This window comes from Anthropogastromicrobium sp. (genome assembly GCF_037349415.1).
Taxonomy (GTDB): domain Bacteria; phylum Bacillota; class Clostridia; order Lachnospirales; family Lachnospiraceae; genus Anthropogastromicrobium; species Anthropogastromicrobium aceti.
In genome coordinates, this window is record NZ_JAXWCK010000029.1 from 91,183 (window position 1) to 114,285 (window position 23,103).

21 protein-coding genes and 1 other annotated feature are annotated in these 23,103 nt (G+C 41.1%); of the genes, 3 read left to right on the top strand and 18 right to left on the bottom strand.

The genetic code is table 11. From position 1 onward, the window contains the following. Window positions 1–232: 232 nt before the first annotated feature. From WJP93_RS06490 to WJP93_RS06525, 8 genes are all read right to left on the bottom strand, one after another. Window positions 233–1,633 (bottom strand): polysaccharide biosynthesis tyrosine autokinase, encoded by a 1,401-nt coding sequence (locus WJP93_RS06490; RefSeq protein ID WP_337547372.1) that lies wholly within the window; start codon window positions 1,631–1,633, stop codon window positions 233–235. Window positions 1,634–1,778: 145 nt separating this feature from the next. Next, window positions 1,779–1,961 (bottom strand): DUF6472 family protein, encoded by a 183-nt coding sequence (locus WJP93_RS06495; RefSeq protein ID WP_066558703.1) that lies wholly within the window; start codon window positions 1,959–1,961, stop codon window positions 1,779–1,781. 80 nt (window positions 1,962–2,041) lie between these two features. Then, window positions 2,042–3,166: a glycoside hydrolase family 88 protein gene (locus WJP93_RS06500; RefSeq protein WP_337547402.1), complete on the bottom strand. Its 1,125-nt coding sequence runs from the start codon at window positions 3,164–3,166 to the stop codon at window positions 2,042–2,044. 97 nt (window positions 3,167–3,263) lie between these two features. Next, window positions 3,264–4,610, bottom strand: coding sequence for a phosphoglucosamine mutase (gene glmM, locus WJP93_RS06505; RefSeq protein WP_337547373.1), 1,347 nt, complete (start codon window positions 4,608–4,610; stop codon window positions 3,264–3,266). 39 nt (window positions 4,611–4,649) lie between these two features. After that, entirely contained in the window at window positions 4,650–5,750 is a 1,101-nt protein-coding gene (gene glf / locus WJP93_RS06510; RefSeq protein ID WP_337547374.1) for a UDP-galactopyranose mutase, read from the bottom strand. Between the two features lie 25 nt (window positions 5,751–5,775). Continuing rightward, complete coding sequence (locus tag WJP93_RS06515; RefSeq protein WP_337547375.1) at window positions 5,776–6,024, bottom strand: hypothetical protein; 249 nt, start codon at window positions 6,022–6,024, stop codon at window positions 5,776–5,778. A gap of 33 nt (window positions 6,025–6,057) precedes the next feature. Then, on the bottom strand, window positions 6,058–7,401 hold the full coding sequence (locus WJP93_RS06520) for an LCP family protein (RefSeq protein WP_337547376.1): 1,344 nt from the start codon (window positions 7,399–7,401) through the stop codon (window positions 6,058–6,060). A 145-nt stretch (window positions 7,402–7,546) separates the two neighbouring features. Then, on the bottom strand, window positions 7,547–8,860 hold the full coding sequence (locus WJP93_RS06525; RefSeq protein WP_337547377.1) for a hypothetical protein: 1,314 nt from the start codon (window positions 8,858–8,860) through the stop codon (window positions 7,547–7,549). 200 nt (window positions 8,861–9,060) lie between these two features. Further along, window positions 9,061–9,328, top strand: a binding site (T-box leader). A 148-nt stretch (window positions 9,329–9,476) separates the two neighbouring features. On the opposite strand from WJP93_RS06525, the gene WJP93_RS06530 reads away from it, so the two are divergent. The 3 genes from WJP93_RS06530 to WJP93_RS06540 are packed head-to-tail and all read left to right on the top strand — an operon-like array spanning window position 9,477 to window position 12,368. Beyond that, window positions 9,477–10,577, top strand: a complete 1,101-nt coding sequence (locus tag WJP93_RS06530) for an ABC transporter substrate-binding protein (protein ID WP_337547378.1) — start codon at window positions 9,477–9,479, stop codon at window positions 10,575–10,577. Window positions 10,578–10,609: 32 nt separating this feature from the next. Beyond that, window positions 10,610–11,536 carry an ABC transporter permease gene (locus WJP93_RS06535; RefSeq protein WP_118612159.1) on the top strand — a complete coding sequence of 309 codons (927 nt, stop codon included), beginning with the start codon at window positions 10,610–10,612 and terminating at the stop codon, window positions 11,534–11,536. 46 nt (window positions 11,537–11,582) lie between these two features. Beyond that, window positions 11,583–12,368 carry an ATP-binding cassette domain-containing protein gene (locus WJP93_RS06540; RefSeq protein WP_118612158.1) on the top strand — a complete coding sequence of 262 codons (786 nt, stop codon included), beginning with the start codon at window positions 11,583–11,585 and terminating at the stop codon, window positions 12,366–12,368. A gap of 24 nt (window positions 12,369–12,392) precedes the next feature. Here WJP93_RS06540 and bsh read toward each other — a convergent pair whose 3' ends face one another. The 10 genes from bsh to WJP93_RS06590 form a co-directional block, all read right to left on the bottom strand. Beyond that, entirely contained in the window at window positions 12,393–13,373 is a 981-nt protein-coding gene (gene bsh, locus WJP93_RS06545) for a choloylglycine hydrolase (protein ID WP_337547379.1), read from the bottom strand. Between the two features lie 97 nt (window positions 13,374–13,470). Further along, the gene (locus WJP93_RS06550; protein ID WP_337547380.1) at window positions 13,471–14,400 is read right to left on the bottom strand and encodes a hypothetical protein; all 930 of its coding nucleotides are present in this window, start codon (window positions 14,398–14,400) and stop codon (window positions 13,471–13,473) included. Window positions 14,401–14,686: 286 nt separating this feature from the next. Then, window positions 14,687–15,697, bottom strand: coding sequence for a GGGtGRT protein (locus WJP93_RS06555; protein WP_227100906.1), 1,011 nt, complete (start codon window positions 15,695–15,697; stop codon window positions 14,687–14,689). A 17-nt stretch (window positions 15,698–15,714) separates the two neighbouring features. Next, window positions 15,715–16,407: a hypothetical protein gene (locus tag WJP93_RS06560; protein ID WP_066558656.1), complete on the bottom strand. Its 693-nt coding sequence runs from the start codon at window positions 16,405–16,407 to the stop codon at window positions 15,715–15,717. A gap of 239 nt (window positions 16,408–16,646) precedes the next feature. Next, on the bottom strand, window positions 16,647–16,820 hold the full coding sequence (locus WJP93_RS06565; RefSeq protein WP_156500767.1) for a hypothetical protein: 174 nt from the start codon (window positions 16,818–16,820) through the stop codon (window positions 16,647–16,649). A 246-nt stretch (window positions 16,821–17,066) separates the two neighbouring features. Further along, window positions 17,067–17,309 (bottom strand): HPr family phosphocarrier protein, encoded by a 243-nt coding sequence (locus tag WJP93_RS06570; protein ID WP_262536898.1) that lies wholly within the window; start codon window positions 17,307–17,309, stop codon window positions 17,067–17,069. A 305-nt stretch (window positions 17,310–17,614) separates the two neighbouring features. After that, the gene (locus WJP93_RS06575) at window positions 17,615–19,840 is read right to left on the bottom strand and encodes a glycoside hydrolase family 3 N-terminal domain-containing protein (protein WP_337547381.1); all 2,226 of its coding nucleotides are present in this window, start codon (window positions 19,838–19,840) and stop codon (window positions 17,615–17,617) included. An 11-nt stretch (window positions 19,841–19,851) separates the two neighbouring features. Next, entirely contained in the window at window positions 19,852–20,433 is a 582-nt protein-coding gene (locus tag WJP93_RS06580; RefSeq protein ID WP_337547382.1) for a TIGR01440 family protein, read from the bottom strand. A 2-nt stretch (window positions 20,434–20,435) separates the two neighbouring features. Next, entirely contained in the window at window positions 20,436–21,077 is a 642-nt protein-coding gene (locus tag WJP93_RS06585) for a methylated-DNA--[protein]-cysteine S-methyltransferase (RefSeq protein WP_308730789.1), read from the bottom strand. A 67-nt stretch (window positions 21,078–21,144) separates the two neighbouring features. Continuing rightward, a complete protein-coding gene (locus WJP93_RS06590; protein WP_337547383.1) occupies window positions 21,145–23,085 on the bottom strand; it encodes a hypothetical protein in 1,941 nt (646 codons plus the stop codon). Between the last annotated feature and the right edge of the window lie 18 nt (window positions 23,086–23,103).

Here is a 23,103-nt window from a genome sequence, read left to right on the forward strand (position 1 = left end):
TTTCACTCTTTGCTTATAACGCAGCAACACGGCAACGCTTCGAAGCTTTTTGCTTCTTTCACGCACAGCTCAGGAATGGTCTTCATACAGTATTCCCATAAACCGCTTCCACCATACACGGCTCTCTCTGAATGATCTTGCTGTACTACTCTTTCCGTCATTGCTTTTATTTTAAAGATTTCAGATCTCATTCTACCACGGCTTTTTATAATTTACAATAGCTTTTGTAAATTTATTTTTTATTTTGGTTATTTCCATAATAATAACCGTAATTTCCCTTGCCATAATAACTGGAATCCTTTTTGCTACCGACCATATTCTGGACAACACCAATTACATTCGCACCCACTTTATCCATCTCAGACTTCATCTGCGCCAATGTCTTCTTCTTTGTAACACCATTTTCAATAACAAGAAGTGTTCCATCACAAAAAGATGCCACAATTGCTGCATCTCCCACTACGCAGATCGGAGGTGTATCAAAAATAATATAATCATAGGAATCTCTAACTTCTGTACAAAGATTTTCCAACCACTTTGCAGACAAAAGTGCAGATGCATTTGGAACAAGCTTTCCACTAAACAATACATGCATATTTGGAATGCCAACATCATAAATAACCTGACCTAGCTCTGCATTTCCAGAAAGATACTCAGAAAGTCCAAGCTTTACACCTTCTAGTCCCATACGTCTTTGAAGCACTGATTTTCTCATATCTGTATCAACAAGAAGAACCCTTTTTCCCACCTGTGATAAACTATATGCCAAATGGAATGAAATAAAAGATTTTCCCTGATTTTCAAATGCACTCGTAACTACAATCGTTTTCACATCCTTGCTGCTGTATAAAATTCCTGTACGCAACTGATAAATAGACTCCGATGCATTAAATGGTAAATCCTCAGGCCACATAATTTTCTTCTGTTTTTTTCCTTTGTAATCTGGAATCGCACCAAGAACTGACAAACCAGTACACTTTTGCACATCCTCATCAGTTTTTACAGATACATTTGTAATGACCGTCAATGCTATAATGCCACATGCAAAAAACATTCCAAGAGCAACACCAATCACAGAATAAAACAAAATAGAATGGCGTGTATTCTCTGTAAATAAAATGTCAGCCTTATCTAGTACTGTCGGTACACTGCTTCCTAAAACATTCGGAATTTCTTCAATGCTGATTTGCAAAATTTCATTTGCAATATCAACTGCTTCTTTTTGATCTTGTGAAACTACGTTTATTTTGATAATTCTTGTTCCATCTGGATTCTCTATAGAAACTGCATTATACAATCCCTTATATTCAATATCCAGTTTTAGATTTGCAATTACTTTTGTAAGAACAACACGACTTTTAATAATTCCTTCATAATCATTTATCAGTGCTGATCCAACTTGCAAATCACTCATAGACACTTCTTTATTGCTGTCAATAATACACATTGATGCCTCAGCTTCATAAGCATCCTTTACAACAAAGCGTCCATATGCTCCCAATGCAAAACCAAACGCTACAGCTACAAAAAGAACAATATACCATTTTTTTGCGATTGCATGAAAAATACCCCAAAAGTCTATGGTTATCTCATCCTCTTCCTCATTAACAATCATTACTTCATCGCTGTTCATAACAACCTTCCACCCGGCAAATAATAGTTTTCTCCTTTGTTTATTTACCGCCCTTTTCTATTTTTTATTACTTATTTATGATAATAAACATTTATGATTTTGTCAATAGATAAAATACCTCTATGTTTGTTCTATCCGTATTCACTTAAATTTGCTTTCGAACAATTCTATACTCATCTTTGTACTGAAAGTGCGGACAAATATAGCGATCACCATAAAGGCTCGCTCTTGCAATATCATCCTCATCAAAATAGAATTGACAGCCGTATGATTCCTCTTCCTCATCATATTCAAAATATGCGCACTCTTCACAAGATGTTCCCTTCATCTTTTCCCTGCCTTTCTTATTTTCTTCATCCATTTTAAAATACCTGCGGCTGTTACCGCAGGTATCCACTTCTTTTAATTTCACTCGCCTAATCTGCGAATTTCTGTGTACGCCAACAAAAATGGACCAACACCCTTTGCATCATCCTCAACTACTGGTTCAGACATATAGTATTCGTAAGTTCCATCTCTCATCTGCGGACCACCAAGTCCTGCCACTAAGCATATTCCGCCAAGACTTAAACGCCCGTCTTTTTCCTTCAGATAGCGATCACAAATACCATGAAATGCTTTTTCGCCATATGCACGAAAACTCTCTGGCAAAAAGCCAAGTCTCACGCCCTTAAGCATTGAATATGCCATAATTGCACTTCCGCTTGTCTCAAGATAGTTTTTCTCACGGCCACCCATATTGACAACCTGATACCACATGCCACTTTCATCCTGAAATTTTACCATAGACTCCATCAAATCAATAAATATCTGCTTTAATTGATCGTATTCTGGCTGATAGCTGTTATCTGCTTTCGTCAATGTATCAAGCAGCGCCATTGAATACCATCCAAGCGCACGCAGCCAAAAATTCTTTGAAAGACCTGTCGTCTTATCACACCAGAACATTTCTTTTGATGAATCATAAGCGTGATAATAAAGACCTGTTTTTTCGTCTCTCATATTCTTTACGACATTGAAGAACTGTTTAAAGATATCTGGATAGTTCTTCTTGTCATTAAAGCGTGTCTCATATTCCATATAAAATGGCTGTCCCATATAAAGTCCATCAAGCCAAACCTGATTCGGATAAATCTTCTTATGCCAAAAATTACCTTCACTTGTTCTTGGCTGACCTTTAAGCTGTCCATAAATTACATCAATTGCCTTGCGGTACTTTTCCTTACCAGTAATGTCATACAGCAAAAACAAGGTCTTTCCTGCATTAACATTATCAATATTATAATCCTCCGGATTATATCCCTTTATCGTACCATCTTCCTGCACACGATGGTCAATATAAGCTTCCGCAAAATCAAGGTACTTTTTCTCTCCTGTAATCTTCCATGTCTCTATCATAGCAAGGATCATACATCCGTCAATGTAGTTCCAACCGGACTTTCCACCCTTTCTTGCTGCCTCAATGTTCCATGCCGGTACATCGAGTGTGCTGTTTTTAATAAGATCGTCCAGGTAAGCCTCTATAATCGGCATCTTCATACCCTTTTTCCCCCTTTTCGTATTTTTATTCGTTGTCTATTTTTCTTTTTTTTCTTTTATTTTTGCCGGTATGATTGTTTAACTGCGTCTATTATTTTCTTATATGTGCATTTTCGCGAAGTACCTCAACTACCTGATCTACATACTTTTCACAATCATCTGGATCACTTGCCTCAACCATAACACGAATTAATGGTTCTGTTCCGCTCTCCCTTACAAGAATGCGTCCGCGATCTCCCAGTTCCCCTGTGATTCGTGCAACTGCTGCCTGAACATCTGCATCTTCTCTTGCTGCCACCTTATCCATTACTCGCACATTCGTCAGCTTCTGCGGATATGACACAAAACCACGTCTTAACTGAGAAAGTGTCTGCTTGCCTAGTACCATTACTTCCATCATCTTAATTGCAGTAATCAGTCCATCTCCTGTTGCTGCATACTTGCTGAAAATAATATGACCAGACTGCTCACCGCCAAGACGATATCCATTTTCGCTCATGCACTCATATACATACTTATCGCCAACAGCTGTCTTTTCATAAGAAATACCTGCTGCATCAAATGCCTTATACAAACCAAAATTTGACATGACAGTTGTAACAACTGTATTGTCAGCAAGCTCTCCTTTATTTTTCAGATACTTACCGCAAATATAAAGAATCGCATCGCCGTCTACTACATCTCCATTCTCATCTACACAAAGGCAGCGGTCTGCGTCACCATCAAATGCAAATCCAACGTCAAGGTGCTTTTCCTTTACCAAAGCCTGCAATCCCTGAATATGAGTAGAACCACAATTTGTATTAATATTAGTTCCATCTGGCTCGTTATTGATCACATATGTTTTTGCACCAAGTGCATCAAAAACATTCTTTGCAATCATCCAAGCACTTCCATTTGCACAGTCTAAACCGACGCGCATATTTCTAAAGGAACACAGTGCCAGAGACATTAAATATCCAAGATAACGGTTTCTTCCTGCTGCATAATCCACGGTACAGCCAATATTTTCCTTTGTCGCATATGGCAGATTCTTCTTATCTTCATCAAGATACTTTTCAATCTCATCAATGACAAATTCCTGCATTTTTTCACCCTTATCATTAATCAGCTTGATTCCGTTATCATAGAATGGATTATGACTTGCAGAAATCATAATTCCACAGTCGAAATCTTCTGTACGAACAACATATGATACACTTGGTGTTGTGGTAACATGAAGAAGATAAGCATCTGCACCGGAAGCAGTTAAGCCTGCAACAAGTGCATATTCAAACATGTAGCTGCTTCGTCTCGTATCCTTTCCGATTACTACCTTGCACTTATGCTCCTTTCCAAAATACCAGCCAATAAAACGACCTACCTCAAATGCATGCTCAACCGTTAAATCTACATTTGCCTCACCGCGAAAACCGTCTGTTCCAAAATACTTTCCCATTAATTCTGTCCTGCCCTTCGTTGATGTTAAAAAAACTTCTTATCTATGTAAAGCTTCCCAGCCATTCATAGCAGATGCAATAACCTTGTCCATATCATAATATTTATATTCTCCAAGGCGGCCGCCGAAAAATACTTTTTCCTGCTGTTGTGCCTTCTCGCGATATTTCTGATACAGCATCTGGTTTTTCTCATTATTTACCGGATAGTAAGGTTCCATGCCTTCCTTCCAGTCAGTAGAATATTCCTTTGAAATTACTGTTTTAGGCTGTGTTCCAAACTCAAAATGCTTATGCTCAATTACTCTTGTATAAGGTGTCTCTCTGTCTGTATAGTTAACAACTGCTACACCCTGATAATTATCTGTATCAAGCACTTCTGTCTCAAAACGCACAGTACGATACTCAAGCTTTCCAAAGCAATACTCAAAATACTCATCGATTGCTCCTGTATAAACTACTTTATCAGCCATTGACATCCATTTTTCCTTTTCTGCAAGGAAATCAACGCCTGTCTTTATATCAGCACCCTCAAACAATGCCTCTATCAGCTTGTTATAACCGCCAATCGGGATTCCCTGATATAAATCATTAAAATAATTATTATCATATGTAAAGCGCACTGGGAGTCTCTTTATAATAAAACTCGGAAGCTCGCTGCAGTCGCGTCCCCACTGTTTTTCCGTATAACCCTTTACAAGCTTCTCATAAATATCTCTTCCTACAAGCGCAATTGCCTGTTCCTCAAGATTTTTAGGTTCTCCCGTAATCTCTGACTTTTGTTTGTCAATGATTGCCTTTGCTTCCTGTGGTGTACTAATTCCCCACATACGGCTAAACGTATTCATATTAAACGGCATATTGTAAATCTCACCCTTATAATTAGCTACCGGGCTGTTTGTATAACGATTAAATTCCACAAAAGAATTTACAAAATCCCATACCTTGCGATCACTTGTATGGAAAATATGGGCACCATATTTGTGCACATTAATTCCTTCAATCTCTTCACAGTAAATATTTCCACCGATATGGATGCGTCTTTCTAACACAAGGCAGTTCTTTCCTGCCTGCTTTGCATGCCAGGCAATAACTGCTGAATAAAGTCCAGCTCCTACTAATATATAATCGTAATGCTTCATAATCACCTCTTCTGCATTTTTGAAATCACATATAATAATTGCGCTCCCATCTGTCATAAAACGGCATAGGGCGCATAAAACAAAGCTTTGCCGGATCTGCATTATGATATAAATCAATCATCTTCTGACGCTGCTTTGGTGTGAGATTAATCCACTCCATATAATCAAGCTCACAATTAGCCATCGGCGATGAACAGCACTGACAGTCCAGTTTTCTAAGCAGACTTACCATTCGCGTTGCTTTGCACTTTGGGCAAATAAATACATACATCATAATAATCTGATAACCCTTCCTTTTCCATCATTTTTATTCATAGATGGTAGATTGCAGATAGCTTTTATTTGCCCCAAAATCAACAGCCAAAACTTCCTGATTAGCCCCCATAATTGCATTGCTCCATGTGCCGTCCGCCGGAACTCTCGCCTGAACCATATCATAATTCAGATATAAAACTGACTGCATCAGCAGTGAGCACATTTTGGAATCTGAAATATTTGTTGAAATATCTGGCAAAATAGATTCTACTGCTTTATAAATCGTAACTACATTTGCCTTTTTAACCTTCTCCAACAGTGCATTCATTACAGTTCTCTGTCTCTGTGTTCTTGCAAAATCATTTCCAATCTTACGGATTCGTGCATAGCCAAGCGCCTGTTTTCCCGTCAGTGTAATCTGACCGCCAGCAAACTGTTCGTCCACAAAGCCATCACGATCTGCGACTCCACTAACCTGATTGTATTCTGCAATATAGCCATTAATCCATTCCACCTCCGCCTGTTCCACATTGATGGTAACACCGCCAAAAGCATCAATCACATCAACAAAGCTAAAAAAATCAACCTGCGCATAATAGTCAATGCCCAGCTTATAATTTTCTTCAATTGTCTGAATCAGCAATGCCGCTCCGCCTCTTGAATACGCCTCATTTATACGATTCTCTCCATACCCTGGAATTGTCACATAGCTGTCACGCATAATAGATGTCATAACAAACTTTCTTTTATAAGGATTGATCGACACAACAATCATCGCATCTGATCTGGCATCATTTGAACCTGCTACTCTAGTATCAGTTCCAATCAGCAAAATATTGGTAACGCCTTTTTGTGTCAATACATCAGCCTGTCTTTCATATGAAGTCTCATATGGCTTATAATTGGTCTGCGCAATGGTTGTACGCAAAAAAGCATAAACACCGGCAAGCGCCACAGCCATAATAATCAATATAATGATCAGCACCTTAAGCAGCTTGTGTAAAAAGCCCTTTTTCTTTTTTTCTTTTCGTGGCTTCTTTTCCGCCTTTTTGACCGTTTCCCTTACTTTTTGTTTTGTTTGTTTAGGACGTTTCTTTTTTTCTGCTTCCGGCACTGGCATCTTCTTTTCAATTTCAGGAGCTTTCTTTATAGCTTCATTCGATGCCTCTGGACCATAAATCGAGCGCTCATCTACAGGTGATGTTTCATTTGCTGTATTTGACTTTGGCCTGGTCTGTTTTCTTTGTCTTTGAATGGGTTTGTCAGTTGACAAATCTTCATCCACAGCTTCATCCACAGACACTTCTCCTGCCTCAAGCTCCTCTGCCTTAATTCTTTCTTTTATCTCATATGCCTGGCGCAGTATTTTTTTCTCTTCTTCTGTTAAATCTGGCATACTCGCCTCCTTTTTAGAATAGTTAAAAGTTACGGTAACTATTATAGTATAGAAACGCTTGATTGGCAAGAAATATCTGTATCACAAATATGGCCTGTCATACCCATGTGAATATGACAGGCCATCTTATGTACAAAATTTGTAATTATTCAGCTACCGTTACAGCTGTTTCTTCTTCAACTGGTTCCTGTGCAGCGTAGAACATTGCAACAGTATTCTTTACAACATCGCGAAGCAGTGTTGCTGTCGGTGCCTCTGTATCAGTAATGGTAACACCATCTTCCTGTGTGAAGCTGCCAGCCATAGAAACTTCTTCGTTTCCATCATTTGTTGTCAGAGCAATGCTCAGTCCATTGTCAAGTAATGTCAGTGCAACATTCATATTTACTGTTTCGCCATCCGCTGTAGTAGTCATATCCATACCAAAATCATTATCCTGTGCGGTAATTGTTCCGTTTGCATTCATGATCTCAGTTCCGTCCTCTGTTACAACATAGTTAAAGGCTGTACCATCAAAGGACATATCAACCACAACAGTTGACTCACCATTTACAACAGTAACATTCTCTGTCATAGTACCATCTGCATTTACTGTAGCTGTACCGTTTATAGTAGCACCCTCATCAAGCATCTGCTGAATCTGGTCTGAAAGCTTGCTGCCATCTTCTGTCTGAAGTGGTGTTACATCAAATGAAGATACCATCTCCTCAACCAGAGAATTCATCATATCAACAATCATTCCCTTTGCATCTTCAACAGAAACATCTGGTGAAGCCATGTTGACTCCCTCTGCTGCTGCCTGAAGATAATCATCAAATACTGTTACAAGCTGTGATGCATCTGTTCCCTGAACCTGTGATAATAATACTGACATAGCATTATCAACTACATTCTCAACTGCCTTAACAGTGTTTACAATTGCCGGTCCGTCAAATGTAATTGTAGTAGAGCCATCTTCTGCCGTCTGAATATCAAAATTTTCTGCCAGTGCAGTAAAATCATTCATCATAGAATCTACATCAAAATCAGTCTCTGCTTCAGTCTCTACTGCTGCAAAATCAATTGCCGGAATCTCAACCCAATCCTGATCAATACCAAACATTGGAAGCATTGAGCTGATATCAGAACCTAACAATTCACCATATGTACTTGCAATTTCAGCGACATTAATATAAAGATCACCAGAAACAACGCGAAGTACATCATTAAGACCATAGACTGTATCAGCCTCTTCTCCTGTAACAGATGGCGGAAGCGTAACATTTGCTGAAACACTAACGCCATCCTCTGCAAACTGCTCTGCAGTTATGGAAAAAAGCATAGACTCTCCATCTGCTGTAAGAGAAAACTCACCTACATATGTAGATGGTGTAAACGCTGTTTCACTTTCTGCCATTACTGGCATTGTACTTCCCGCAGCCAACGCCGCACTCATAATTACCGCAAATTTTCTTTTCATACCTCGTCCTCCTAAAATTAAAAATTTGATAACTTTGGTTATCTGATTTGTTTTTCTTCCCCTTCTCATATGTGTGTCGTTTTTATTATATCACATTATGAACAATTTGTTCAAGTAAAAAAAAGCTAATTTTATTTTTTTGGTAAATTTTTATTTTTCCCTTGACAACTTTACATTATTGAAGTAAACTACGTTCAAACAAGAAACCTGTGATTAAGAGTAAGTAGTCATGGTTGCGTGTTCACAGAGAGCTACTGTTGGTGGAAAGTAGCAGCACAGATTATGATGAATGGGCTTATGAGGGCGGCCGAACGCGATTTTCGTTAGTAGCAGCCGACGGGGCGCGCAGCCCGTTATCCGTTGCGTATCGCATAGTTGTGCAGATTTTTCACATGAATGTGCGAGTTGAGTTGGATGCATTAGCATCAATATGGGTGGCACCGCAGGATTAACAGTCTTGTCCCATTAGGATTGGGATAGGGCTTTTTTTGTTACAAAAATTTCTTTCTCCCGATCTATCTAACTCACTAACTGATGCCTATGAATTGCTCCGTTGCTTTGAAGCTTTTGCCCTTGGCATCCTACAAATTTTATTCATCAAAAGGAGAACACTATTATGAGAAAAAATTATTTAACCTGTGCCACACTGATTTCTGCAATGAGCATGAGCACCATTGCATCTGCACCTGTATTTGCATCCGACAATAGCGATGCCCAAACATTTAAGATTGGTATCTGCAACTATGTTGATGACGCTTCTTTAAACCAGATCGTTTCTAATATTGAAAAGCAGCTTGAAAAAATTGAAAAAGATTCTGACGGTGCTGTTTCTTTTGAAGTCACAACAGAAAATTGTATGGCTGATGCCACTGTTCTTGATCAGATCATTGCAAACTTCATCGCAGATGACGTGGATTTGATGGTTGGTGTTGCCACCCCTGTTGCCATGGCAATGCAGGCAGCTACCGAAGACAACGAGATTCCTGTTGTTTTTGCAGCTGTATCTGACCCAGTTTCTACTGGACTTGTAGAGTCCATGGAAGAGCCTGGTGCAAATATCACTGGTACTTCTGACTACTTAGACACAACTGCTGTTATGGATCTTTTATTTGCTGCTGATGAAGAAGCTGATCATATCGCCCTTCTATATGATCAGGGTCAGGATTCTTCCACAACTGCAATCGAAGAAGCTAAGAAATACCTCGATGATAAGGGTGTTGATTACACAGAATACACTGGAACAACAGTTGACGAAGTTATGTTAGCAGCTGATTCTATCATCGCAGACGGTGCTGACGCAGTCTTTACACCATCTGACAACACCATCATGACAGCTGAACTTTCCATCTATGAGGAATTAGCAGAAGCTGGCATTCCGCATTATGCAGGTGCTGATTCTTTCGCATTAAACGGTGCTTTCTGTGGATATGGCGTTGACTATATTAATTTAGGTGTTGAGACAGCAAACATGATTAACAGCATCTTAGTTGACGGTAAAGAACCTGCAAAAACACCTGTCATGACATTTGACAATGGTATTGCAACTATCAACACCGAAGTATGCGATCAGTTAGGCTATGACTTCGATGAAATCAGTAAGACATTTGAGCCACTCTGCACTGCTGTAAAGGGCATCGAGACTGCAGAAGAATTTGAAGAAGAATCAGAAAGTGAAACTGAGACTAAAGAAGAATCTACAGAGGCTCAGGAAAAATAAATTTTAGTAATAAAAATCAAAGGGGTTTTCTCGTGGATATTCAAACATTATTGTCACTGGGACAGACTGCTCTTGAACTTGGTTTAATCTGTTCCCTTACAGTTCTTGCATTATTTTTAAGCTATTCCATGTTAAATGTCTGTGATCTTTCTACAGATGGATGTTTTACTCTGGGCGCCGCAGTCGGCGCTCAGATTGCACTTATGGGTCATCCATTTTTAGCAATTCTTGCTGCTATGGGGGCCGGTATTCTATCCGGTTTTGTCACCGGCACATTGCAGACAAAATTTGGCATTAACAGTCTGCTTGCCGGTATTGTAGTCAATACTGGTCTTTACTCTGTCAACATTGCCGTTATGGGCGGTTCCTCTCTTTTAAATATGAACAAAACTGTGACGGTATTTACAATGATGAAAGGACTCCTCTCGGGCACGCCACTTGCCAGCTATTATAAACTGATTGTGGCACTGATTGCAGTTATTCTTGTCGTTGCGCTGCTGACATTGTTTCTTGGTACCCGTCTTGGTCTTGCAATCCGTGCAACTGGAAACAACCCGATCATGGTAAAATCTTCTTCTATTAATACTGTTTTTACCACCATTGTTGGTCTTTGTGTTGCTAATGCATTTACCGGTTTGTCAGGCTGTCTGCTTGCTCAATATCAGAAATCCGTCAATATTGACATTGGATCTGGTATGGTTACGATTGCACTTGCCTCACTGTTAATTGGTGCAACAATCCTCGGACGCGGAAAAATTGTTACACGTGCTGTTGGTGTCGTACTCGGTTCCTTCATTTTCCGCCTTGTCTACACCATCGCACTTCGTTTCCATCTTCCGGCATTCATGCTCAAGCTGGTATCTTCTATCATTGTCGTCATTGCTCTGTCTTTCCCATATTTGAAGACACAGCTCCCAATGATGAAGCGCCGACTAACTCATTCAAAAAATAATAGATAATTTGTACCTGACTGCAAAGCAGGCTACGGAAAGGCATTTGTAATCTATGCTTGAACTAAAAAATGTTTCGAAAACCTTTAATCCTGGTACGGTAAATGAAAAAAAAGCCCTTGATAAACTTTCTTTAAATTTAAATGAAGGCGATTTTGTTACCATCATCGGTGCAAACGGTGCTGGTAAATCTACGCTGTTTAATGCAATCTGCGGTACCTTCTACACTGATGAGGGACAGATCATTCTTGACGGCGAGGATATAACACTTCAGCCAGACTATATACGAGCAAAAAAAATCGGTCATCTGTTTCAGGATCCCATGAGCGGAACTGCTCCTGGCATGACCATTGAAGAAAATATGGCACTGGCAGGTTCCAAAGGCGGCTGGCTCTCTCACGTAAGCAAAAAAGAAAAGGAACTGTTTCGCGAAAAACTCCGTCCTTTGAATATGGGACTTGAAGATCGCATGCATCAGCCTGTCGGACTTCTCTCTGGCGGACAGCGTCAGGCTCTTACTCTTGTAATGGCGACCATCAACCCTCCAAAGCTGCTGCTTCTTGATGAGCATACTGCAGCTCTTGATCCTGGCACTGCCGAGAAGGTGCTAAATCTAACCAAGTCTATTATTGCTGAACACCATTTAACTTGCATGATGATCACACACAACATGCAGTCAGCTCTTGAACTTGGCAATCGTACCTTCATGATGAACAGCGGACACATCATTTTCGATACAGCAAATGAAGAGCGCTCAAAGCTTACCGTAAATGATCTGCTTGAGCGCTTCAAGGAAGGTGTTGGAAAGCAGCTTGACAACGACCGCATGCTGCTCTCCTGATATTTAACTATTAAAAATTTATATTTAGTTTTGCCATCTGATCTGCTCACCACACACAAGTGGGAAGCGGATCAGTTTTTTTGCGTTCAAATCTTCCTTATTCATATCCACTGCTGTAATCTGATGATTCTCATATGTTGTATAATAATAAATTCCCTTTGAAGCATTACAGCAAGATGTGTAAATAGTAATCTCATATGCACCTTCCTTAACTTCACAGCATCCTCTTTGCTGATCTACAGAACCAAGGATATGGAAAAACTGGCTCACACTCTCTGACTCCGAATCACCTGAAAGTGAATTCATCTTCACAAAAGAAACACGAACAAAACGAGATTCTGATGAAAGATCACCCGGAAGACCAAGCGCACCCATTCCACGGCTGTAAGCCTGAAGCGGCAGCTCATTAGCTCCGCCAAATGTGTTCTTTGGCTGTTTTGCTGAAAGACCCATATAGCGATTTAAACCAGCCAGTTGTCTGTCAAACGGCGGATTATTTGTTAAAACACCAACTGGATTGTCATAGATCTTAATGCCCTCACGTACAGACTCTAACGTAATTGCCTCATCTTGATCTGCAATAATCCAGTGAAGTGATGACACCGGCATTGATTCATGAAAAGAAATATTTGTAATGCAAATGCGTTCAAGTAGTACTCTTGCCTCTTTTACGCTCGTGCACTGACCTAAAATCCACGGAATCAATTCAAACTGTGCCACGTTGTCTTTTCCCTCTGCCGGTTCTGTATAAAATGCATTGCCGACAAAATTAAGACCTGCCATTCCAAGACCCTTTTCATTAATCGCATCATAATACAGCGGATACTCGCCTGCCACATGTGCCATACCAATCAATGCGTACTTTGTCTGATATGGCTGTCCGTGGCGCATCACAAATGTATAACCACGCGGTGTTATCGTTACTTCCTCTCCATAAGAACACTCATAATCAAGTGTTCTTCCCATATAAAAGTCCTTTGTCTTATAGGTTGCTGCTGTACACATAATTTGCCTCCTTATTGCTCTTCCTAATTGTTTTTTGCTTTTTCTGTTTATTTCTATTTGTTCTGCTGCTCTTTTCTTTTGATTTTGCTCTTTTTCTTTATTTCTTTATGCTGTCAATAAATGGCTCTGCAAGATCCTTTAGCTGCTCTATCTGTTCATCAGTCAGCAACAGTTTCGGCGCTGTTATCGTATTTTGCTCGTCTAGTTTATTTGCCGCTGCATGTACTTCTGTCTGAAGACAATTTCCATCAGCATCTGAAATGGTTATTGTAAGAGTAAACGTATAGTTATCTTCTTTGTCTACAAAAAATGACAGCCTAGCATCTGCCTGCTTTGGCTGGATTCCTACAAGCTGTGCAAAATAATCAGCATCGATTGTAAACTCGGACGCTCCATCATTCTTGCCACTCACCTTTACGGCTGACCAAAGCTTTGGATCAAATAAATGATCTGGTTCAGCTAAAAACAGCACTGCATCCATTCCACCCGGCATTTTTAACTGATTCTCGACTGTTACACCTGTAAGATCGTATACCAAGCTAGTAAACTGCTCTAGTGTAACACAATGATCTTTAATCCATCCATTGTATGCTACTTTTAATAGAAAATTTTTGTCAATCTCATCACCTGCAAGTGCAGATATAATTGAGTCTATCCCAAAATAACATTTTCCATCCACCAGATAAAACGTCGTTAATGCAGTCTGCTTATCTGTTATATTTTCCTTTAGCTGCAATTTTAAATTTTTTTGTGCACTATCACCTGTTGCGGTAAATTTTGCTGTAAGTGAATCGGTGTTTAGAAGTTCCTGAACAAGATCTGTTACTGGCTTTAGCTGATCTGATGGTTCAAATGTCATCGCGCAATCCGCTGTAATATCATAGCCATTTCCTGCCACCAGCTTTTGCAGTGTCTCGATGGTCTGTCCTGCATTCATAATAAAATGCATATAGAAGATGATCGCTCCAATCAAAAAAGCTGCCAGAACAAGTCCCACTGCAAGCACTGCTTTTTTTCTTTTGCTCATATACCCACTTCCTTTCAACCAGCTTGCAAGACTTTAGCCTTTTACAGAATTATAAATCCTTTGGTCGTTTCTGTAAACGGACAAAATGACTCTTTTGTAAGGCTATTAAAAATTAGGGGGATTTTTTCTCTCCCTATCATTCGAGTAAGCAAGCACAAAAATAAGGCGTATACCTTATTCAGATATACGCCTTTTCGGTGTACTAACGATGGTGTACTAATAATGTACTAACCGACCGTTATTTGACACGTTTTGTTGTTTTTTTGGTTCCAATTTCCTTGAAAAATTAGAACTTACCAGCCTTAGCAGCTTCCTCGATGGAAACAGCTACAGCTACAGTCATACCAACCATAGGGTTGTTTCCTGCACCGATCAGACCCATCATCTCTACGTGAGCCGGAACTGAAGAAGAACCTGCAAACTGTGCATCAGAATGCATACGGCCTAAAGTATCGGTCATACCATAGGAAGCCGGACCTGCTGCCATGTTATCTGGATGCAGAGTACGTCCTGTACCACCACCTGATGCTACTGAGAAGTACTTCTTACCAGCCTCGATACGCTCCTTCTTGTAGGTACCTGCAACTGGATGCTGGAAACGAGTCGGGTTTGTGGAGTTACCAGTGATGGAAACGTCTACATTCTCCTTCCACATGATAGCAACACCTTCCGGTACGCTGTTTGCACCGTAGCAGTTAACCTTTGCACGAAGTCCCTCAGAGTATGACTTGCGGAATACTTCCTTTACTTCGTTGGTGTATGGATTGTACTCAGTCTCTACATATGTAAATCCGTTGATACGGGAAATGATCTGTGCAGCATCCTTTCCAAGACCGTTTAAGATAACGCGAAGAGGCTTCTGGCGAACCTTGTTTGCCTTCTCTGCGATACCGATAGCACCCTCAGCTGCTGCGAAAGACTCATGACCTGCCAGGAAGCAGAAGCACTCAGTCTCCTCTTCCAGAAGCATCTTGCCAAGGTTTCCGTGTCCAAGACCTACCTTACGGGTATCTGCAACAGATCCCGGGATACAGAAGGACTGAAGACCCTCACCGATAGCAGCTGCAGCGTCAGCAGCCTTACGGCAGCCCTTCTTGATTGCGATTGCTGCACCAACGGTGTAAGCCCAGCAAGCATTCTCAAAACAGATCGGCTGGATACCCTTGATCTGAGCATATACATCCAGTCCTGCATCCTTTGTAATCTTCTCTGCCTCTTCGATAGAAGCGATACCATAGCTATTCAGAACCGCATTAATCTGGTCAATACGTCTCTCATAGGACTCAAATAAAGCCATTTTCGTTACCTCCTGTATTATTCTTTTCTTGGGTCAATGATCTTAACTGCATCAGCAACACGGCCGTACTGACCCTTTGCCTTCTCCCATGCAGTATTCGGATCGTCGCCCTTCTTAATGAAATCAGTCATCTTTCCAAGGCTTACGAACTGATAACCAATAATCTGATCCTCTGCATCCAGAGCGATACCGGTTACATAGCCCTCTGCCATCTCAAGGTAACGAGGTCCCTTCTGAAGAGTACCGTACATTGTACCAACCTGAGAACGAAGACCCTTTCCAAGATCCTCAAGACCTGCACCTACAGCCAGTCCATCCTCAGAGAATGCACTCTGGGAACGACCATAAACGATCTGTAAGAACAGCTCTCTCATAGCGGTATTGATTGCATCACAAACAAGGTCTGTATTCAGTGCTTCCATAACAGTCAGACCCGGAAGAACCTCAGCTGCCATAGCTGCGGAATGGGTCATACCGGAACATCCGATGGTCTCAACGAGAGCCTCCTGAATGATACCCTCCTTAACATTGAGGGACAGCTTACATGCGCCCTGCTGAGGAGCACACCAGCCAACTCCGTGTGTGAAACCGGAAATGTCTTTCACTTCCTTTGCCTGCACCCACTTTGCTTCCTCCGGAATCGGAGCAGCACCATGATGAACGCCCTGCTTTACAACGCACATCTCTTCAACTTCACGTGAAATAACCATTGCAAAAACTCCTTTCAGTTCTGTATGTTGCACCTAAAAAGGTGCTGATTATGGCTTTGCCGACTGCTGATCAACAATTACAGCCATATCTTCAATATGTGTCTTCGGCATACCAGGCTACAAAACGCAGTATACCTCATACACTTCTATTTTCTCACAAAATGCGCTGTTCGTCTAGTCCTTTTTTTTTATTTCTCGCAAAATGTTGCAGTTTTTACTATTATTTTCAGTATTGTTTTTTATTTTTTTCTTTCAAGCGTCCGAATCCTCTGGATTAGCTGCCACGCAGTCTCATGCAATGCCTCATTTTGAAGCTGCAGTCTGGCATTCTCCTGTTCATAATAATCAAGACGTTTTTGAAGTGCGGCTGCCTGCTCTCTCCAGTCTTGTTCTTTTTGCTCATGATATACCATCTAAGTTCCTCCCTTTCTGCTGCCTTGCCTATGATGTCAATTTTGGTCTCCTGCCATTTTATGGAAACTTTATGGTTACATCATACTCCATATATGGTGCTTTTTCACGCAAATTTTCTCGCATATTTCGACTTTTATGTTACAGTTCATGGATAAGCCAATATTGCGGCAAAAAAAAGCCGCACACGGAATTTCTTCCGCATGCGGCAGTCTATTGTACCGGTCAGGCCGGCTTTGTCTCATATTTTAGTTCAGTGCAAAACGATTTAACGCTACTTCGAACTGGTCATCTTTCAGTGGGTATCTGACAGTTAAGCTTCTGGTCAAATCAAGGCTGAAAACACCCATAATTGATTTTGCATCTACAACAATACGGTTATAACCTAAGTCTACGTCAAAGTCACATTTGCTTGCCTCTGACACAAAGTCCTGGACTGTTTCCCGAGATAAATGAATTTCTCTTGTAAACACTGCTTTCACTCCCTTCAATATCGGTGATGTCTTTGTCTTTTTGTTACCCTCTGCAGCGTACCGGTTCACTGCATTGACATACTTATAGCACATTGTCTTTATTTTGTCAAATCAACCGGTTAACCTATTTTTTTGCATTATTTGCACTTTTTATTCAAAAAAGGCTCATTTCTTTTTTCTTTTTTATGCACTTTGATATTTTTCTTTTCATCATCATTTAATCATTGATTCCGTATTGAATTATTTTCATGCTCGTTTGCACTCGATTCTCTGCATTTTTGCAGAATTTTCGATTGTTTTTCTCATTTCGCAGTCATAATCATTCAAACTTCGTCAAACTCTGCTTTATTCTCTGTTGTACTGTCTCCACCAATGTACACTTCAAACTTTCCTGGCTCGCTGCCATACGTCATATCGATCCGCCAAAAGCGAAGCATAGGCTCGATGATCTCAAACGACACCTCACGGCTCTCGCCTGGCTTTAGCGTAATCTTCTCAAAGCCTTTTAATTCACGTACTGGGCGCACCACACTGCCGCTCACATCACGTATGTAAAGCTGAACAGTTTCCGTTCCCTCACGGTCGCCTGTATTAGTTACCATAACTGATGCCACCCATGCTGCTTCTGCCTCATTTGCTTTCGTATTTGTTTCCCGCTTAATGACAGTTACCGGTGAATAAGAAAATGTGGTGTATGACAATCCATAGCCAAATGAATGCAGCGGACGGTACTCTGTATCAATATAGCCTATGCAAAATGCCTTAGGATCACCCGGATTTCGCGGTCGGCCCCCTTGAAACCGATTATAATACAGAGGCTCCTGCGAGGAGACATTTGGAAAGCTCATAGCAAGACGACCTGTTGGTTCTTTTACTCCAAATAATACGTCAGTAATCGCTACAGCTCCTTCTGTTCCTGGCATCCACACATACAAAACAGCCTTTGCAAGCGATTCAATCAAAGCGACCTCGATTGGACGTCCGGCAAACAAAACAACGATTACATTATTGTTAACTGCCGAAACCCTTTTTAGAAGTTCCATCTGAATCTCTGGCAATGTGATACAAGTTCTGCTTGCGCCCTCTCCAGTCTGACGGAACGATTCGCCCAAAAATAATACCACCTTTGATGCAGATTTTGCAGCCTGTACAGTCTGCTCAATTGACGCTTCTGCTTCATCTAGCGTCATGCCTTCCTCCACATAATCACGAATTACTTCCTTATCATAGAACATGCTGCAGCCCTTCATAAAATGACAAGCATTCCCTATATGCTCCTGTATGCATTCCTGTACTGTTTTTATATTGTCGTAAGTTGCAGGGAACGACCACGCACCGCAAAGCGCTCTGGTGTCCACATATGGACCTGCGAACAAAACACCCGTAGCTTCCTGTGCAGAAAGCGGCAATGTTTTATTTTCATTTTTCAAAAGGACAAATGTTTTTGCTGCTGCCTCACGCGCTGCTGCACGATGTGCATCGCATAAGATCAGATTTTTCTCGTCCTCCTCACTTGCATCCTTATATGGATTCTCAAAAAGGCCAAGATCATTTTTTAGTTTAAGAATACGAAGCACTGCCTCATCCACAAGTGTTTCATCTACCTCTCCCGATGTTACAAGCTCTTTTAAGTAATGAAGATATACATCCGACATCATATCGATATCCACGCCTGCCTCAATGGCAAGCCTTGCTGCTTCTCTCTTATCCTCTGCGATACCATGTGGAATCAGTTCTTCTACTGCCGAATAGTCAGAGATCAAAACACCATCAAAGCCTAAATCTTCTCTTAATACCTTTCGCATCAGCCACTTATTTGCAGTTGACGGCACACGATTCAACGTATTAAATGAAGTCATTGCCATACGGCAGCCGCCATCCACAGCACCCTGATAGCCGCTCAAATAATCTTGACGTAAGGTGCGCTCTGACAGCTCCACATTGTCATACTCACGACCACCCTCTGGATAGCCGTAGCAAGCAAAATGCTTCAAACAAGCTGAAATGTTTCCCTTTTCTTTTAAATTCTCCGGCGTTTCACCCTGAAAGCCCTCTGTCATCGCCTTTGCAAAACAATAGTTCAGATATGGATCCTCCCCAGGTGACTCCATAACTCTTCCCCAGCGTGCATCTCGCACCAGATCTGCCATTGGCGCAAATGTCACATGAAGACCCGATGCCGCTGCCTCCTTTGCCGCTATCTGCGCGCCCTTTCTAGCAATCTCTGGTTCAAAGCTGCAGCCTTGAGCCAGTGGAATTGGGAAAATCGTCTGGAATCCATTGATTACATCAAGCATAAAAAGCATTGGAATGTGATGTGGCTGCGTGGCCATTGCATTGTCCTGAATCTCCTTTAACTTTGCTGCACCACTTGTTCCGAGAATTGTTCCGCAAAGCTTCATATCCTCTGGCTCGATTTTTGCGCTTCCCATCGGACCTGTAATGAGCATATCCGTTCCATAAAAATTTGCCGTCAGCTGCACCATCTGACCAATTTTCTCCTCCAGACTCATGTCTGCCAGAAGATCTTTTAACTGTTGTTCTGTCATCGCACTTCTCCTTATTTTTCATTTTCAAGATAGCTTGCACGCTCGCCGCCAATAAACTTTAATCTCGTGCGTGCACAAACCACATGTGCCTCTCCAATTTGCTTTGTGCTAATACGCACTGGAACAGCAACTGGACGAAGATGCATGCCAATTAGTGTATCGCCAATATCAATTCCAGCGTGAGCCTGAATTGCCTCTACTGCCACAGGTGCCTGCAGTGCAGCATAAACAGCCGTCGCAAACGAACCGCCTGCTTTTAACTTTGGCACTACATTTACCATTGGAAGGCGATATTCTTTCGCTGCCGTCTTCTCAATGATGATCGCGCGGTTTAAATGCTCACAGCACTGAGCTGCCAAATAAATCTTCTTTTCCTTGCAGCAGTTAAGAAATGTCTGTGCCACTGCTTCTCCAATCTCTGCACTTGAATATGAGCCAATTCTATGACTTGCGATCTCACTTGAAGAGCAGCCAACTACTAAGATATCGCCCTCTTCCAATTTTGCCTGTTCCATCAGTTCATCAAATACTGCTTTTGTCTGCTCCTTAATCTCATCAATATGTGTGTATTTTTCTTCGGATATTCCATTCATAGTTATTGCCTGCCTTTCATCAGTGTCATTCCATATTTTTTCAAATCAATTTTTCCATCTTCGCTCATCACGCCTTCCGCTGCCAGACGTGATGCCTGAACACCTGGGCCGCCAAACACAAATTCACCTGCCAACTCACCTTTTGAATTGACAACACGATGACACGGTATGGTAGATGGATCTGGATTTTTGTGGAGTGCATTTCCAACGGCTCTTGCCATACGCGGATTTCCTGCCATTTGGGCAACCTGTCCGTATGTCGCCACCTTGCCTTTGGGAATCTTCTTTACAGCCTCGTAGATACGCTTTGTCGGGCTGTCTGTCACCATACGGTAGCTCTCGTCAATCATATTTTTAATGGCATCATCTGGCACTGTTCCATCTAAAATAATCGTACTCCAATGCTCCTTATTCAAATGATATCCTGCTGTTACGGACGCAAAGGCAGACCTCCAGTAGTCACGCCACTCGGGGTCTGCCTTTACATTTAAATTTATATAGCCATCTTTCTCATAAGTCCACAAGAAAACTTTTTTGCTGCTCTTAATCCGCACTAACTGCCAATTAGGATCATGAAACGGTGCATCCTGACAAGTATCTGGATAAGACAGGCCAAACGCCAAAGCTTCTTCTCTCGTTGTCATATTCTTCACTCCAATCTTTCGCAAATTAAATCGCTTTGCTATTATTGGAATGATAACACACTTATGTTTACAAATCAAGCGCCCACTTCACTGCATAATACAATGCCCAATCTTGATCATTTGCCCATGGATCATAGTAATGTGCCTTTTTGCCATTTACTGTATCTGGATAGACCATCGCGCAGGATGCCATGCCATCTATAAAGAACAGATTCAGACAACCTCGAAATGAAGCCTTTGCCTTATGCTCATATGATTTGTCTCCCGTAATCTGTGCGTAACTTGCAAATACATCACCGCTGAGTGTACTCCAATAATGTGGAAACGTATCGCCATAGCACTCATATTTTCCAAACCAATAACCGTCCCAATGACGAATCGCATTCTCAAACAAGTGATAATCGGCCTGTTTTCCATTAAACAGCTCCAAAAGTTTTAATTGTTTTCTTGCTTCTTCAAGATATTTTTGCTCCCCGCTTATCTGGTAGGCCTGCAGCAGACAACTTACCGCTGGTGCAACAATGCTCTGCTCATATTTTACCTCTGAAGTTGGATAATTGACGCTAGTCTGCGTAAGCTGATCAGCATGATTTAAAAATGCTTGTGTAAATGCTTCTGACTGTGCTTCAAATCCCGCCTCGTCAAGAAGTGTCTTTAATTCATACGCTTCAATTCCAATGGCATAGAAATGTTCACCACCTGAGCGATAATATCCCATCATTGTCTTATAGGCATTTAACAGATAACGCACGTCCTTCTTTAAACGATACAATGCAATCTGGAAATTTGCCACCCACGGATAATTATAGAGACGATGCCAGTCATTATTTCGATTGATATCGTTATATACCACACCAGTATTCTCATCATACAATTCGCGGTATACATATCTTTCGTACGCATTCAAGCTTTCCATACACTTCGCATCTTCAGGATGACGCTTAAGATATTGTGCCATTATTATGCCCATTGCCAAACGCTCACGTCCTCCATTATGATCAGCTTTGTGACTATAATAAAGTGCATCCTCCTCGCTGTCATATATCAGATACGCACCGTCTAATGCACTGCCTTCTTTTTTATACTGCTGCTTTGTTGCAAGGAATTGACTTCTGCGCGTCAAAAGTATATCTACTGATGCACTGCAGTAAAAGAGAGCATGTGTATGCTTTTCTCCTGACCAAATATCAAAGCGATACTCTCCTTCTTTTTCTGCTGGATACTGATACCAGACAGAATAAGCAGGTTGTGAATATTTATCATTCGTCTCATCAATGCGAACATGTTTAATTTCTTTTTCATTGAATTTTACAAAAAGCTTCTGCGCCATTTCTTTATTTTTTGTCTGGACACAAAATTCAAAGTTTTCTCCCTGAATGCATGTCATCTGCTCTGCCTTCACAAGCAAGAATTCATCCTCATTTAAAAGTCTGTTGTAAAAATCATCCTTGCCCTGATGCCAAAAAAGCTTCCAACGAATCTCCTTCTTCTCACCTGGCTCAAATATACCAAGTTTTGGATAAAAGAGAAAATCACCGCGATCTTCGCTTCTAGCTGAAAAATCACGTTCCACACCATAGCCTATGATGCTTCCCTTTGTTAATACAAGTCCCAGATGTGGCGCTCTTCCTCCCTGGCGAAGTGCCATCACATAAGTAGCATTTTCGCCGATAAACAGATGTGCATTACAGCGCTTCTCAAGACCAACCTCTGCCTTTTCATAGCTGTCATTAAATGGCACATAGATATATGCATCCTTCTCCTTGATAAAAAGAGGTTCCCCTGATACATTTTCAAATGTGTAGCATTCCTCTAATTCTCCATTTTCCAAAACAGACAATGTTCTTGTCACATTCAATCCCATTGGAACTTTTACACTTCCCCAGCACTTTTCACCTTCAACCCAGTTCATCTGCGATGGGTCATCCTTATGGCTTAAAAACCATAAGCCTCGCTCATCATTTCCAATAATCGATTCACCTACACATCCAACTGTTGGCATATTCATTTTGTCTCTCCTCCATTC

Bases quoted from the DNA above. Each gene is read 5' to 3' on its own strand.
- glmM (WP_337547373.1), bottom strand. From the start codon at position 4,610: ATGGGAAAGTATTTTGGAACAGACGGTTTTCGCGGTGAGGCAAATGTA.
- WJP93_RS06500 (WP_337547402.1), bottom strand. From the start codon at position 3,166: ATGCCGATTATAGAGGCTTACCTGGACGATCTTATTAAAAACAGCACA.
- WJP93_RS06560 (WP_066558656.1), bottom strand. From the start codon at position 16,407: ATGGTTATTTCACGTGAAGTTGAAGAGATGTGCGTTGTAAAGCAGGGC.
- WJP93_RS06590 (WP_337547383.1), bottom strand. From the start codon at position 23,085: ATGAATATGCCAACAGTTGGATGTGTAGGTGAATCGATTATTGGAAAT.
- WJP93_RS06530 (WP_337547378.1), top strand. From the start codon at position 9,477: ATGAGAAAAAATTATTTAACCTGTGCCACACTGATTTCTGCAATGAGC.
- glf (WP_337547374.1), bottom strand. From the start codon at position 5,750: ATGAAGCATTACGATTATATATTAGTAGGAGCTGGACTTTATTCAGCA.
- WJP93_RS06585 (WP_308730789.1), bottom strand. From the start codon at position 21,077: ATGACAACGAGAGAAGAAGCTTTGGCGTTTGGCCTGTCTTATCCAGAT.
- WJP93_RS06515 (WP_337547375.1), bottom strand. From the start codon at position 6,024: ATGATGTATGTATTTATTTGCCCAAAGTGCAAAGCAACGCGAATGGTA.
- WJP93_RS06490 (WP_337547372.1), bottom strand. From the start codon at position 1,633: ATGAACAGCGATGAAGTAATGATTGTTAATGAGGAAGAGGATGAGATA.
- bsh (WP_337547379.1), bottom strand. From the start codon at position 13,373: ATGTGTACAGCAGCAACCTATAAGACAAAGGACTTTTATATGGGAAGA.
- WJP93_RS06555 (WP_227100906.1), bottom strand. From the start codon at position 15,697: ATGGCTTTATTTGAGTCCTATGAGAGACGTATTGACCAGATTAATGCG.
- WJP93_RS06575 (WP_337547381.1), bottom strand. From the start codon at position 19,840: ATGACAGAACAACAGTTAAAAGATCTTCTGGCAGACATGAGTCTGGAG.
- WJP93_RS06520 (WP_337547376.1), bottom strand. From the start codon at position 7,401: ATGCCAGATTTAACAGAAGAAGAGAAAAAAATACTGCGCCAGGCATAT.
- WJP93_RS06495 (WP_066558703.1), bottom strand. From the start codon at position 1,961: ATGAAGGGAACATCTTGTGAAGAGTGCGCATATTTTGAATATGATGAG.
- WJP93_RS06580 (WP_337547382.1), bottom strand. From the start codon at position 20,433: ATGAATGGAATATCCGAAGAAAAATACACACATATTGATGAGATTAAG.
- WJP93_RS06540 (WP_118612158.1), top strand. From the start codon at position 11,583: ATGCTTGAACTAAAAAATGTTTCGAAAACCTTTAATCCTGGTACGGTA.
- WJP93_RS06550 (WP_337547380.1), bottom strand. From the start codon at position 14,400: ATGAGCAAAAGAAAAAAAGCAGTGCTTGCAGTGGGACTTGTTCTGGCA.
- WJP93_RS06525 (WP_337547377.1), bottom strand. From the start codon at position 8,860: ATGAAAAGAAAATTTGCGGTAATTATGAGTGCGGCGTTGGCTGCGGGA.
- WJP93_RS06565 (WP_156500767.1), bottom strand. From the start codon at position 16,820: ATGGTATATCATGAGCAAAAAGAACAAGACTGGAGAGAGCAGGCAGCC.